Below are 12,292 nucleotides of genomic sequence, written 5' to 3'. Positions count from 1 at the left end.
GGTCCGGCAAGGGCTGGCAGCGGCGAGAGCCGACGGCTACCGTGCTGCCGTGACGGTGTGGGAGCTCTGGCGGCAGGATGACAACGGCAACCAGGTCCGGATAGGTGCCTTCCCTGATCGGGTGGAGGCCTTGGCCAAAGCCCTGGCGCTGGAGTCCGGGGTGGCGCACAAGCAGACCTACTGGGTCGACGGGCCACCCGACCCGGTCTGCCGCACCAACCGCGACCTCTACCGACGCGTTGTGGGAGAGGGCGAGCGCATGAACGCCTCCGGTCGCAGTCTGGAGGAGTTCCTCCGTGCGTGGCGGCAGGTCGCCCGGCCGCTGTCGGGTCAGGTCCGGCTGGACCTGGACACGGTTGCCGCGATGGTCACGGCGGCGGGCATCGTCGAGCCGGCGCCGCCGCAGGCCTCCTGGCGATCCGCTTCGTTCCGCTACGTGGACGAGCCGACCACGTACGCCCACTGGGAAGCGATCGTCCTGTCGCAGATCGCGGACCTGGCCGACTTCGCCGACCAGGGACCGCTCAACGAGCACCCCTATCTCGGCATTGACGCACCCCGTGCGGCCGGACGTGTGCGGGCCACGGGCCGCCGCTGGTACAACTTCGACCCAAAGGCGTATCTGGAATGCGGGATGGCCGGAGCACTGGGCGGTTGGAGCGAGGACGACGGCCTGCGGATACCGGTTCCCGGCCCCGTCGTGGCGTTGGTGGACGAGCCGGAGCCGGGCGATCACGAACTCGATTTCCTCGGCTGGGGCGACCTGGCGGAGCTGGCCCGGTGTGGGCAGGAGTACGAGTAGCAGACCGCGTCAGGCGGTGGCCAACCGGACCATGAACTGGCAGCCGTCGGAGGTGTTGCGCACCTCGACCCGACCTCCGTGCGCCTCCACCAGGCCGTGGACGATGGCCAGGCCGAGCCCGCCGGACGCCCCATCGTCGCCGGGGCCGGGCGTGCGGGCCGGTTCGCCCCGGAACGCGACGTCGAACAGCCGGGGAAGGTCGGCCGGGGGGATGCCACCGCAGGTGTCGGCGACCGACAGCCAGGCGTGGTCCTCCTCTCGACCGGCTTCGATGCGTACGGTGCCGTCCTCGGGGGTGTAGCGCACGGCGTTGAGCAGCAGGTTGGCGACGACCCGAGCCAGCTCCGGTTCACTCGCGGCGACAGTCGGCCAGCCCGACTCGCTGGCGATCAGCTTGATCCGGCGGGCGTCGGCCAACGGGACGGTGCTGGCCAGGGCGTCCGACACCACCTCACCGAGCGGCACCGCCGTCAACGACAACCGCAGCGCTCCGGCGTTGATCCGGGACAGCTCGAACAGGTCGTCGACGAGTCGGGTCATCCGGTCGGTCTCCAGCCGGATCCGGCGGTGGTACTCGTCGACAGTGTCCGGATCACGCACCACCCGGTCCTCAAGCGCCTCCGCCATGGCCCGCAGCCCGGCGAGCGGGGTCCGCAGGTCGTGGGAGACCCAGGCGACCAGGTCACGTCGGCCCTTCTCCAGTTGCCGTTCCCGCTCCCGTGCCTGGTCGCGCCAGACCGCCGCGCGGGCCAGTCGCCGGCCGAAGTGCCCGCCGACGGCGAGGCTGACCACCGCCGCCGCCGACACGGTGATCAGCACCACCTCGAGGTCGTGGGCGGAGAGGAACATCGCCTCCGCTACCGCGAGCACCCCGACGGCGACCGCGACCACAGTGGTGGCGAGCAGCACGCTCAGATGCACGGTGATCGAGCTGCGCCGCAGCGCGCGCAGCAGCAGTGCGCCGGCGAGGCCGATGCCCAGTGCCGCACCGAGGGCGATCGCGAAGATCAGCAGCAGGTCACGCATCGGCGGGCTCGTACCGGTAGCCGACACCCCAGATTGTCACGATCCGCCGCGGGTCGGCCGGATTGTCCTCGATCTTCTCGCGCAGTCGGCGGACGTGCACCGTCACCGTGGAGTGGTCCCCGAAGTTCCAGCCCCAGACCTGCTCCAGGAGTTCGGCCCGGCTGAACACCCGGGACGGGTGCCGCATCAGGTGCGCGAGCAGGTCGAATTCACGCAGCGTCAGCGCCAGGTCGGCACCGGCGAGGCGGGCCGTCCGGGAGGTGGTGTCCACCGTCAGGCTGCCGTCGGTGAGCGCCTCCGGCCGCTCGGGCGGCGGCCCGCCGGCGGCGCGCCGGAGCACCGAACGGACCCGGAGCACCAACTCCCGGGGGGAGAAGGGCTTGGTCAGGTAGTCGTCCGCGCCGAGTTGCAGCCCGAGGATCCGATCGGACTCGTCACCCCGCGCCGTCAGCATGATGATCGGGATGCCGTCCGGCCGGGCCCGCAGCTCCCGGCACACCTGTAGGCCGTTGATCCGGGGCAGCATCAGGTCGAGCACGACCAGGTGTGGTGCCTCGCGCGCCACCGCCGCCAACGCCGCCGCCCCGTCCCCGGCGTGGCTGACCTGGAAGCCGTCGTGTTCGAGGTAGCGGCAGATGACGTCACTGACGGTCTGGTCGTCGTCGACCACCAGCACCCGTTGTGTCACGAACATCCCCCGTCACAACCCGTCGACTTGTGCATCCGCCAAGCGTAGCCAGGCGTCGGACGTCGACCGCACCGGCGAATCCTAACGAGGTTCTTACGGCTGCTCGGGCCAGCCGCTGTGGGCGTCCGCGAGGTCATACGGTGACCGGAATGCGGATACTCGTCACCGGTGCTGCCGGATTCATCGGCTCCCACGTCGCCGACCTGCTCGACGCGGACGGGCACGAGGTGGTGGCCGTCGACGCGCTCCTACCGGAGGCGCACGGCGCGACGCCGCCACCCTGGGCGCAGCGGCACGACCTCGTGGTCGGCGACGTGCGCGACGCGGAACTGCTGACCCGGCTGCTCGCCGGGGTCGACGCGGTCTGCCACCAGGCGGCCATGGTCGGGCACGGCGTCGACCCGGCCGACGCCCCCCGGTACGCCGCGCACAACGACCTCGGCACGGCCACCCTCCTCGCCGCGATGCACGACACCGGCGTACGCCACCTGGTGTTGGCCAGCTCGATGGTGGTCTACGGCGAGGGCCGGTACCACTGCCCGGCGCACGGAATCGTCCGGCCGGCCGGCCGCCGCGCCGCCGACCTGGCCGAGGGCCGGTACGAGCCGACCTGCCCCCGCTGCGACCACGCGCTCTCCCCCGGTCTCGTGCCCGAGGACGCGCCGCTGGAACCGCACAGCACGTACGCCGCCACCAAACTGGCCCAGGAACACCTCGCCGGCGCCTGGGCGCGGCAGACCGGCGGATCGGTCTGGGCGCTGCGGTACCACAACGTCTACGGGCCCCGGATGCCGCGCGACACCCCGTACGCCGGTGTGGCGTCGATCTTCCGGTCGGCCCTGGCCGCCGGGCAGCCGCCCCGGGTCCTGGAGGACGGCCGGCAGCGGCGCGACTTCGTGCACGTGAGTGACATCGCCGCCGCCAACCTGCTGGCGCTGACGACCCCGGCTCCGGAGCCCCTGGTGCCGGTGAACGTCTGCTCGGGTGAACCGCACACCGTCGGCGAGTTGGCCCACGAGCTGGCGTCGGCGATGGGCGGGCCGGTGCCGGTCACGGTCGGGGGTGGGCGGGTGGCGGACGTCCGGCACGTGGTGGCCGATCCGGCCCGCGCCGCCCGGCTGCTGGGTTTCACCGCCCGGGTCGGCTTCGCCGCTGGCATCGCCGACTTCACCACCGCGGTGATGCGGGAACCGGCCGCGGTCAGGAAACCGTCCACAGTAGGTGGTTGACGGCGAGGGCGGTGCCGGCCTGGGCCGCCAGCCACCACCGTCGGTGCCCGCTCGGCAGGTGCGCGGTGGCGACCAGCAGCCAGCCGGCGAAGGGTAGCCAGATCCGCTCCACCTCGGCCTTGCTGAGCCCGGACAGGTCCGCCGCGAGCACTGCCAACGCCGCCGCGACGGGCAACCACACAGTGGGTCCGGCGCCGGCGATCCGTTGTCGCAGGGCCGCCCGGGCCGGTGGTCGGATCGGCACCGCGGCCACCGCCCGCCGCAGCGCCGGCCCGACCACCGGCCCGGCCGACAGCAGCAGGGCGGCGAGATTCGCCCAGACCCAGTAGCCGTACGGGCGTTCCGCCGCCCAACCCTGGTAGTAGCGGCGGGCCACCAGGTGGTAGCCGTCCAACCACCAGAAGCCGGCGAGGCTGAACCCGGCGACAACTGCCGCGACCGCCGTCGCCGCGACCAGGAGCACGCCGAGGCGATCCCGGGCCCGCAGCAGCACCACTGCCACCGCGAGCACCCCGACCAGGACGAACCCGTACGACAGGTAGAGCGCGACACCGAGCAGCAGCCCACCGGGTACGGCCCCGGGCCGGCCACCCACCGCCAGTAGCGCCAGGCCGGCGGCGATCACCGCGGCGAACATGCCGTCCGCGGAGGCCCCCACCCAGACCGCCCCGGGGAAGAGGACCAGGAACGGCCACACCGCCCGAGCCGCGTCCTCGGTGCCGAGCGCCCGCACCGCCACCGGCACCGACACGCAGACCGTGGCGCCGAGCAGCACACACGCGAGCCCGGCGGCCGTCCCGCCGCCCAGGCCGATCCGTTCCAGCCCGACGAAGAGCAACAGCGCTGCCGGTGGATGACCTGCGGTGTGGGTGGACCACGAATCGGGCTGGAAGTCGAGGATCCGATCGGCGAAACCGGCAACCATGGCGCCGACATCCCGCACCCCCGGAACCTCGTGCAGGTACTCGGCCTGCACGGTGAGCCGCTCGGTCAACCCGGCGGACCAACCGTCCACGAGGGCCAGCGACAGCGTCCAGAGCACCGCTGTGAGGTAGCCGACGGCCAGCAGCAGCGGCCACCGCACTACGGTCGCCAGGCGCGTGCCCCGCCACAGGAACAGCGCCGCGACGAGCAGCGCGGCGGGTGTGCCGGGGCCCAGATGCGGCTGCCATTCGGCGTAGAGCGGGGCGGCGTCCGCATGCAGCCGTACACCCCGGTGGTTGAGCAGTGCGCCGACGGCGACGGCGGCGGCGAGCAGGGCCACCTCCACGCCGAGGACGGTCAGGTCGGCGGACCGGGGGCGTCCCGGCCGGGTCATCATGGTCATGGTGACGGCCCACGCTACGACCTCCGACCAGGGATCCGGCCGCGCATCGGGGGGACGTCAGGGACTCGTAAGATCCCCTGCCGCGTAAGCGATTCGTAAGGACGGACAGCGCTCCGGACGGCCCCGGGCGGGCCTAGCGTCGCCGGTATGCACACAACGATCGACGTGGTGCTGCCGTGCCTGGACGAGGCGGCCGCACTGCCTGCCGTACTGAGCGGGCTGCCACCCGGCTACCGGGCCATCGTGGTCGACAACGGCTCCACCGACGGCTCGCCGGCCGTCGCCGCCGAGTACGGGGCCCGGGTCGTCCACGAGCCGCGACGCGGGTACGGCGCGGCTGTGCACACCGGTCTGCTGGCGGCGGACGCGGAGTTGGTCTGTGTCCTCGACGCGGACGGCTCGTTCGATCCGGCCGAGTTGCCAAGGCTCGTCGCGGCGGTGCTCGACGGGCGGGCGGACCTCGCCGTCGGGCGGCGTCGGCCGGTCTCGGCGGAGGCCTGGCCGTGGCATGCCCGGATGGGAAACGCGCTGGTGGCCGCGCTGCTGCGGCGTCGCGGTGTGCCGGTGTACGACATCAGCCCGATCCGGGTGGCCCGGCACGCGGCGCTGCTGGGACTCGGGGTGCAGGACCGCGCGTTCGGTTACCCGCTGGAGTTGCTGCTGCGCGCCACCGAGGCGGGCTGGCGGATCCTCGAGCTGGACGTCGCGTACGCACCCCGGGCCGCCGGCACCAGGTCGAAGGTCTCCGGGTCGGTGCGGGGCACGATGCGGGCGACCCGGGACTTCGCCGGAGTACTGCGCGCCGGCGTCGGCGGTGGACAGTGAACGTGCTGCTCGTGGTCGCCAAGGCACCGGTCGCCGGGCTGGCCAAGACCCGCCTCTGTCCGCCGGCGAGTCCGGCCCAGGCGGCCCGGGTCGCGGCGGCGGCGCTGTTGGACACCCTCGCGGCGGTACGCGCCACCCCGGCGACCATTCCCGTGCTGGCCCACACCGGTCGGTTCGCCGATGCCGAGTGCCGCGCGGAACTGGACACCGCGCTGGCGGGCTGGCACCTCGTTGCACAGCGTGGCGCCACGTTCGCCGACCGGCTCGCGAACGCGCACGCCGACACCGGTGCGGCCTTCCCCGGCCGGCCGGTGCTGCAGATCGGCATGGACACGCCGCAGGTCCGGCCGGCAGTGCTCACCACCGCCCTGGGGTTGCTCGCCGAGCACGGGGCGGTTCTCGGGCCGGCGCTCGACGGCGGCTGGTGGGCCCTGGGGTTGCGCGACCCGGCGTACGCGGGCGCGCTGCGCGACGTGCCGATGTCGACGGACGACACCTGTCGCCGTACCCTCGCCGCTCTGCGCGAGCACGGGTTGCACCCGGCGACACTGCCGGTGCACCGGGACGTCGACGACTGGCCCGGCGCGCTCGCGGTAGCGGCGGACCTGCCCGGCACCCGGTTCGCGGCTGCCGTCGAGTCGGTGGGTGACCACCTGGTGAGCGGACCCCGCCGATGACCTCGACGATAAGTCTCGACGGTTTCGCTGTGGTCCTGGGCGGGCCCGGCGGGTGGCCCGCCGACCAGGACGCCCGCGGTACGCAGTTCACCCAGGTGCCGCCGGCCCAGCCGCAGCACTGGCTGGTGCACACCGACGGGCGACGCGATCTGCTGCCGGTGCGCCGCTGGCACGGCGCACCGGAACCGGCGATCGAGTCCATCGCCGCCCGCTGCGAGGGGCCGACAATCGACCTCGGCTGCGGCCCCGGCCGACTGACCAGGGCACTCGCCCAGCGCGGCCTGGTCGCGCTGGGCGTGGACATCTCCGCCGAGGCGGTCCGGCTCACCCAGGGCCGGGGGGTGGTCGCCCTGCGACGCGACGTCTTCGACCCCCTCCCCGGCGAGGGAAGATGGGCGCACGCCCTGCTCGTCGACGGCAACATCGGCATCGGCGGTGACCCGGTCCGGCTGCTGCGCCGGTGCGCCGCCCTGCTCGCCGCCGACGGGACGCTGCTGGTCGAGGTGGAACCCCCGGGAGCCGGGCTGTGGCAGGGGCAGGCGTACGTGTTGTCCGGGGCGTCCGGGGACGGGGCATGCCAGGGGCCGGCGTTTCCCTGGGCACGGGTCGGGGCCGACGTGGTGGCCGGTACCGCCGCCGCCGCCGGTCTACGCGTCGCCAGCCAGCTCCGGTTCGGCAGGCGCTGGTTCGTCGAGTTGGTGCGCCAGTGATCCGCCGGCCCCGGGTCCCCGCCCCGGAGGACTTCACCGCGCCGTCGCACTCACCGCTGGTCGCCGCCCGGCTCGGCCTCTGGCTCGGGGTGGCGTTCGGGCTGTGCTTCGGCACCGGACTGCTCAGCCACTTGATCCAGCACCCGCCGGGTTGGTTCAGTTGGCCGACCCGACCGGTCAACCTCTACCGGATCAGCCAGGGTGTCCACGTGCTCTCCGGCATCGCGGCGATCCCGTTGCTGCTCGCCAAACTGTGGAGCGTCTACCCCCGGCTGTTCGTCCGTCCGCCGCTGCGCCAGCCGATCCGGTTGTCCGCCCACGCACTCGAACGGATCTCCGTCCTGGTCCTGGTCTGCGCCGCGTTCTTCGAGCTGGTCACCGGCCTGTTCAACGTCGCCCAGTCGTACCCGTGGGGGTTCTTCTTCCCGACCGCGCACTACGCCGTCGCCTGGCTGGTGGTGGGCGCGGTGCTGCTGCACGTCGCGGTGCAGCTCCCGGTCGCCCGCGCGGCGCTGGGCACGGCAGTGCGCCGGAGCGCCGGTGGGCAGGACGATCAGGCCTCGGCCGGACGGCGGGCGTTCCTGCGTACCGCCGCCGGTGCCGCCGGCATCGCCGTGCTGGCCACCGCCGGGGTCACCGTGCCGTGGTTGCGTCGGGTGTCCCCGCTGGCGTGGCGGTCCGCGTCCGGGCCGCAGGGTGTACCGATCAACCGGACGGCCGCCGCCGCGCGCATCGCCGTCCCGCCGGACTGGCAACTGGAGATCGTCTGGCCGGGTGGGCGGCACGCCCTGTCCCTGGCCGACCTGGCGGCCCTGCCGCAGCGCACCGCGGAGCTGCCGATCGCCTGCGTCGAGGGCTGGAGTGCCTCCGCGCACTGGACCGGGGTGCCCGTCGCCCAACTGCTGCGCCACGCCGGCGCACCCACCGGCAGAGCGGTTCGCGTCACCTCGCTGGAGACCGACGGCCTGTACGCCGCGAGCACCCTCCCCGCCGCCCATGCCAGCGACCCGCTGACCCTGCTCGCCCTGCGCATCAACGGCGAGGAGCTGTCGCCCGACCACGGCTACCCGTGCCGCCTCATCGCGCCGAGCCGGCCGGGTGTCCTGCAGACCAAGTGGGTGGCCCGGTTGGAGGTGCTGCGGTGAGAGCCGTTCGACTGCTGCTGCTCGGGCTCGGTGTCGTCGCGACGGCGTACGGCGGTTGGCTGCTCCGCCCCCAGCTCGGCACCGCCCTGCCGTGGCTGCTCGGCGGTCCGGTGCTGCACGACGTCCTGGTGGCACCGCTCGTCGGACTTGTCGGCCTGGCGCTGGGCCGGCTGGTGACCGACCGGCTCCGCCTGGCCTGGCTCAGCGCGGGCCTGCTGGCCAGCGCCACGTTGCTGCTGATCGCGGTGCCCCTGCTGTGGCGACCGCCGTCGGCACCGCCGAATCCCGGCCTACCGGACCGCGACTACCCGCTGGGGCTCACCGTCGGGCTGGCCGTCGTCTGGGCCGTCGTCGTGCTCGTGCTTGTCGTCACCACCATCGCCGGCCGGTGGCGCGCCCGGACCGGTCCGAAGCTTGCGAGGAGAAGTGCAGATGTCAGCAGGTAAGGCCGCCCCGCCGATCGGCGTGATCGGCGGATCCGGTTTCTACGAGTTCCTCGACGACGTCAGCGAGGTCACCGTCGACACCCCGTACGGACCGCCGAGCGACCCCCTGTCGGTCGGGAGCGTCGCCGGACGGCCTGTGGTGTTCCTGCCCCGCCACGGACGGCGGCACGCCCTTCCCCCGCACCGCATCAACTACCGGGCCAACCTGTGGGCGCTGCGTGCGGTCGGCGTCCGCCAGGTGCTCGCGCCGGGGGCCGTGGGCGGCCTGCGACCGGAGTTGGGCCCCGGCGTCCTCGTCGTGCCGGACCAGTTGGTCGACCGGACCTCCGGCCGCGAGCAGACCTACTACGACGGGCGGCGGCGCCCGGACGGGCAACTCCCCGGGGTCGTGCACGTGCCCTTCGCCGACCCCTACTGCCCGGTCGGGCGTGCCACGGTCCTCGACGCCGCCCGCGCCGCCGATTGGCGACCTGTCGACGGCGGCACCATGGTCGTCATCGAGGGGCCGCGCTTCTCCACCCGCGCCGAATCAGTGTGGTACGGCCAGCAGGGCTGGTCGGTCGTCGGCATGACCGGTCACCCCGAAGCGGTGCTGGCCCGCGAACTGGCAATGTGCTACACCGCGCTGTCGCTGGTGACCGACCTCGACTCCGGCGTGGAGGTCGGGCACGGCGTCACCCAGCAGGAGGTGTTCACCGTCTTCGCGCGCAACGTCGAGCGCCTGCGGGTCGTGCTCGGCGACGCGGTACGGGCGTTGCCACCAGGCCAGGACGGCTGCCCGTGCGGACAGGCGCTGGCCGGTACGCAGATCGGCATCACGCTGCCCTGACCAGCAGCTGAGCGGGCCGACACCTCAGGGGCGTGCGGCCGAACAGAACCCGGTCCAGCGCAGGTCACCCGAGAGGTGGCTCTGGTCGTTGAACATCACAAGCGTGGGCGACAGCCCGGCGCGGTATTCGATCACGGTGAGGCCGGTGTTCGCGCTGTCCAGGCCGAGCCACCGGGTGGGCGGGGCCGCCAGCGCGTGCCGCACCAGCCACGCGATCGGGTACGCGTGCGTGACAAGCACCTCGTGTGAGTCCGGCCCGGTGCGCGCCGGGGCCGTGGCGAACCGTGCCACGAGGCTTTCCGCGATGCGGGTGCCGGCCACCGCCTCGGCCTCGTCGTAGCCGTCGAAGAAGCCGGCCCAGGAGCGGGGCATCTCGTCGGCGGTCGGGACGTACGGCACGTGGTCGACGAGTTCGGCGGCCTCGGCGACCGGCACGTCCGGCAGGTGCTTCGCGATCTCGCGGGCGCTCCCGGCGGCACGCGGCAGCATCGAGTGCCACACCGCGTCGATCGGCAGGCCGGCGAGTCGTCGACCGAGCAAATCGGCCTGCTGGCGTCCCACGTCGGTGAGCTCGCCGAAGGCGTCCGCCGCGCCGTGTCGCGCCAGGTAGAGGTATCGGACAGCCATGACGGGACCCTAGCGGCTCTCCGGTCCGGTGCCCCTGGCGATTCCGAGTGTCGACAGGAGGTCCTCGTGCAACTCCATCCACACGGCGTGGCACGACGCGACTCCCACCCCGGCCACCCACTGCCCGTCGCCCGCGCGAGCCCGCGCGAGCGCCGCGTCGAACCGGTCGGCGTACCCGTCGAAGCGACCCAGCACGCTGACGAGGACGCCGATCAGCCGGGTCAACTCCGCGCCGATCGCTGTGAGTTCGTCGAGCACCCGGCCGTCCCATTGCGGGTCGCTGTGGTCGTTCGAGGCCAGCCGGTCACCCTCGACCGGCCGCAACTGCCAGTCGGTGCAGGCCCGGACCAGTAGCCCGTTGAGGGCCTCGAACTCCTTGTGGGCCTGTTCGACGGTGGCCCGCGCGCCAGTGCGGTCCAGCTCCTCGCCGAGCCGCCGGGCGTCCTGCTCACGGCCGCGCTCGGTGAGCGTCCACCCGCCGGTGCCGGCGAACTCGACGTGGGTCACCCACCCGTACGCCTCGAAGTCCCCCAGCAACTCGGCGGCTGCGTCCAGGTCGATGCCGGTGCGGCGGGAAACCGCCGCGTCGCTGGCCAACCCGGCCACCCGCACGGAGTGCAGAACCGACAGGTCCGGTGCTGAGGCATGCGTCATGGCAGTCAGCATTCAGATTCCGGCATCCGACGTCAACGGGGCCCGCTGCGTGTGGCTCGGAACCTCCTCCGCCCGGCCCGGGTAGGCTCCCCGGCAGCTGAAGGGGGCCCGGTGCTCATCGATCTGACCGACGCCGAACCGGTGACGTCCGGCGGCAAGGCCGCCGCCCTCGCCCGGTTGCTGCGCGCGGGCCTGCCGGTCCCACCCGGGTTCGTGGTGCCGACCACCGCTTTTGTGGGGACCACCGCCGATTTTTCGGGGACCACCGCTGACCTCCCCGTGGAGTTGATCGACGAGATCACTCGGGCGTTGCCGCGGATCGGCGCCGGCTACCTGGCCGTGCGGTCGTCGGCGACCAGCGAGGACACCGCCCACGCCACCGGGGCCGGGCAGCACGACACGTTCCTGGGCGTGCGCGGGCCCGATCAGGTGGCGGAGGCCGTCCGCAGGTGCTGGTTGTCGCTGTGGTCCGAGCGCGCGGTGGCATATCGGCGTCGGCAGGGCGACCCGCGGTCGCCGTCGATCGCCGTGCTTGTGCAACGCCTGGTGGACGCGGACGTCGCCGGGGTGTTGTTCACCGGCGACGATATCCGGATCGAGGCGTCCTGGGGGCTGGGGGCGAGCGTGGTCAGCGGCCACGTCACCCCGGACTCGTGGACGCTCTCCGGCGGCGACATCACCAGTCGGTCGCTCGGCACGAAACGGACCCGGGTCGACCGTACTGTCACCAGCGAGGTGGCACCGGCCGACCAGGAGCGGTTCTGTCTCACCGATGACGAGCTGACCCGGCTCGCGCAGCTCGGCCGGCGGGCGGCCGACCTGCTGGGCGGCCCGCAGGACGTCGAGTGGGCGATTGCCGGGTCCCGGATCTGGGTCCTCCAGTCGCGGCCGGTCACCAGCGCCCTCCCTCCCGCGCCCACTGCCGGCGGCGACGCAGGCGAGGCCCTCACCGGCACGCCGGGCAGCCCCGGTCGCGCCACCGGGCCGGCGCGCGTGGTGCGGGGCCCCGGCGACTTCGCCCGGGTCCGGCCCGGTGACGTCCTCGTCTGTCGCACCACCGATCCGGCGTGGACCCCGCTGTTCGGCGTGGTCGCCGCGGTCGTCACCGAGATCGGCGGTCTCCTCTCGCACGCCGCGATCGTCGCCCGCGAGCAGGGCCTCCCGGCCGTCCTGGCGGTCCCGGGCGCGACGACGGCCCTGACCGACGGCGCGTCGGTCGAGGTGGACGGGAGCACCGGCCGGGTCGTACCCCTGGCTCCCTGATCCGGCGACGACCTGGCGACCGTCGGCCGCGTGCCCGCCGGTTC

General features: G+C 73.5%; 14 protein-coding genes. 9 read left to right on the top strand and 5 right to left on the bottom strand.

Annotated elements, in window-relative coordinates; genetic code table 11:
• Positions 1-49: 49 nt before the first annotated feature.
• Positions 50-802 carry a hypothetical protein gene (locus tag AB0B86_RS10525; RefSeq protein ID WP_357402130.1) on the top strand — a complete coding sequence of 251 codons (753 nt, stop codon included), beginning with the start codon at positions 50-52 and terminating at the stop codon, positions 800-802.
• Between the two features lie 9 nt (positions 803-811).
• Here AB0B86_RS10525 and AB0B86_RS10520 read toward each other — a convergent pair whose 3' ends face one another.
• Both AB0B86_RS10520 and AB0B86_RS10515 read right to left on the bottom strand, forming a co-directional pair.
• Positions 812-1,828 (bottom strand): ATP-binding protein, encoded by a 1,017-nt coding sequence (locus AB0B86_RS10520; protein WP_357402132.1) that lies wholly within the window; start codon positions 1,826-1,828, stop codon positions 812-814.
• Positions 1,821-2,516, bottom strand: a complete 696-nt coding sequence (locus AB0B86_RS10515; protein ID WP_357402134.1) for a response regulator transcription factor — start codon at positions 2,514-2,516, stop codon at positions 1,821-1,823. The genes AB0B86_RS10520 and AB0B86_RS10515 overlap by 8 nt, the downstream gene beginning before the upstream one ends.
• 149 nt (positions 2,517-2,665) lie before the next feature.
• On the opposite strand from AB0B86_RS10515, the gene AB0B86_RS10510 reads away from it, so the two are divergent.
• Positions 2,666-3,745, top strand: coding sequence for an NAD-dependent epimerase/dehydratase family protein (locus AB0B86_RS10510; protein WP_357402136.1), 1,080 nt, complete (start codon positions 2,666-2,668; stop codon positions 3,743-3,745).
• Here AB0B86_RS10510 and AB0B86_RS10505 read toward each other — a convergent pair.
• Complete coding sequence (locus AB0B86_RS10505) at positions 3,717-5,063, bottom strand: hypothetical protein (protein ID WP_357402138.1); 1,347 nt, start codon at positions 5,061-5,063, stop codon at positions 3,717-3,719. The two genes, AB0B86_RS10510 and AB0B86_RS10505, sit on opposite strands and share 29 nt — an antisense overlap.
• Before the next feature lie 156 nt (positions 5,064-5,219).
• Between AB0B86_RS10505 and AB0B86_RS10500 the strand changes: the two genes are divergently transcribed.
• Genes AB0B86_RS10500 through AB0B86_RS10475 form a run of 6 tightly spaced genes read left to right on the top strand, consistent with a single transcriptional unit; the run spans position 5,220 to position 9,704 of the window.
• The gene (locus AB0B86_RS10500; RefSeq protein ID WP_357417376.1) at positions 5,220-5,897 is read left to right on the top strand and encodes a glycosyltransferase family 2 protein; all 678 of its coding nucleotides are present in this window, start codon (positions 5,220-5,222) and stop codon (positions 5,895-5,897) included.
• Positions 5,894-6,574 carry a DUF2064 domain-containing protein gene (locus AB0B86_RS10495; RefSeq protein ID WP_357402142.1) on the top strand — a complete coding sequence of 227 codons (681 nt, stop codon included), beginning with the start codon at positions 5,894-5,896 and terminating at the stop codon, positions 6,572-6,574. The genes AB0B86_RS10500 and AB0B86_RS10495 overlap by 4 nt, the downstream gene beginning before the upstream one ends.
• Positions 6,571-7,284: a methyltransferase domain-containing protein gene (locus AB0B86_RS10490; protein ID WP_357417374.1), complete on the top strand. Its 714-nt coding sequence runs from the start codon at positions 6,571-6,573 to the stop codon at positions 7,282-7,284. Before AB0B86_RS10495 ends, AB0B86_RS10490 begins: the two co-directional genes overlap by 4 nt.
• The gene (locus AB0B86_RS10485; RefSeq protein WP_357402146.1) at positions 7,281-8,429 is read left to right on the top strand and encodes a molybdopterin-dependent oxidoreductase; all 1,149 of its coding nucleotides are present in this window, start codon (positions 7,281-7,283) and stop codon (positions 8,427-8,429) included. Before AB0B86_RS10490 ends, AB0B86_RS10485 begins: the two co-directional genes overlap by 4 nt.
• A complete protein-coding gene (locus AB0B86_RS10480) occupies positions 8,426-8,875 on the top strand; it encodes a hypothetical protein (RefSeq protein WP_357402148.1) in 450 nt (149 codons plus the stop codon). Before AB0B86_RS10485 ends, AB0B86_RS10480 begins: the two co-directional genes overlap by 4 nt.
• Positions 8,862-9,704 carry an S-methyl-5'-thioadenosine phosphorylase gene (locus tag AB0B86_RS10475; RefSeq protein WP_357402150.1) on the top strand — a complete coding sequence of 281 codons (843 nt, stop codon included), beginning with the start codon at positions 8,862-8,864 and terminating at the stop codon, positions 9,702-9,704. Before AB0B86_RS10480 ends, AB0B86_RS10475 begins: the two co-directional genes overlap by 14 nt.
• Positions 9,705-9,728: 24 nt before the next feature.
• On the opposite strand, the gene AB0B86_RS10470 is transcribed toward AB0B86_RS10475, so the two are convergent.
• Entirely contained in the window at positions 9,729-10,331 is a 603-nt protein-coding gene (locus AB0B86_RS10470; RefSeq protein ID WP_357402152.1) for a histidine phosphatase family protein, read from the bottom strand.
• A gap of 9 nt (positions 10,332-10,340) precedes the next feature.
• Entirely contained in the window at positions 10,341-10,985 is a 645-nt protein-coding gene (locus tag AB0B86_RS10465; RefSeq protein WP_357402154.1) for a transcriptional regulator, read from the bottom strand.
• A gap of 111 nt (positions 10,986-11,096) precedes the next feature.
• On the opposite strand from AB0B86_RS10465, the gene AB0B86_RS10460 reads away from it, so the two are divergent.
• Positions 11,097-12,248: a PEP/pyruvate-binding domain-containing protein gene (locus tag AB0B86_RS10460; RefSeq protein ID WP_357402156.1), complete on the top strand. Its 1,152-nt coding sequence runs from the start codon at positions 11,097-11,099 to the stop codon at positions 12,246-12,248.
• The last annotated feature ends 44 nt before the right edge of the window (positions 12,249-12,292 follow it).

The organism is Micromonospora sp. NPDC049047, assembly GCF_040649135.1.
Classification (GTDB): Bacteria; Actinomycetota; Actinomycetes; order Mycobacteriales; family Micromonosporaceae; genus Micromonospora.
This window is presented reverse-complemented; position numbering and strand designations above follow the sequence as displayed.

Excerpts from the sequence above, each read along its gene's own strand:
- AB0B86_RS10475 (WP_357402150.1), top strand. The coding sequence starts at position 8,862 with ATGTCAGCAGGTAAGGCCGCCCCGCCGATCGGCGTGATCGGCGGATCC.
- AB0B86_RS10520 (WP_357402132.1), bottom strand. The coding sequence starts at position 1,828 with ATGCGTGACCTGCTGCTGATCTTCGCGATCGCCCTCGGTGCGGCACTG.
- AB0B86_RS10500 (WP_357417376.1), top strand. The coding sequence starts at position 5,220 with ATGCACACAACGATCGACGTGGTGCTGCCGTGCCTGGACGAGGCGGCC.
- AB0B86_RS10490 (WP_357417374.1), top strand. The coding sequence starts at position 6,571 with ATGACCTCGACGATAAGTCTCGACGGTTTCGCTGTGGTCCTGGGCGGG.
- AB0B86_RS10470 (WP_357402152.1), bottom strand. The coding sequence starts at position 10,331 with ATGGCTGTCCGATACCTCTACCTGGCGCGACACGGCGCGGCGGACGCC.
- AB0B86_RS10510 (WP_357402136.1), top strand. The coding sequence starts at position 2,666 with ATGCGGATACTCGTCACCGGTGCTGCCGGATTCATCGGCTCCCACGTC.
- AB0B86_RS10505 (WP_357402138.1), bottom strand. The coding sequence starts at position 5,063 with ATGACCCGGCCGGGACGCCCCCGGTCCGCCGACCTGACCGTCCTCGGC.
- AB0B86_RS10465 (WP_357402154.1), bottom strand. The coding sequence starts at position 10,985 with ATGACGCATGCCTCAGCACCGGACCTGTCGGTTCTGCACTCCGTGCGG.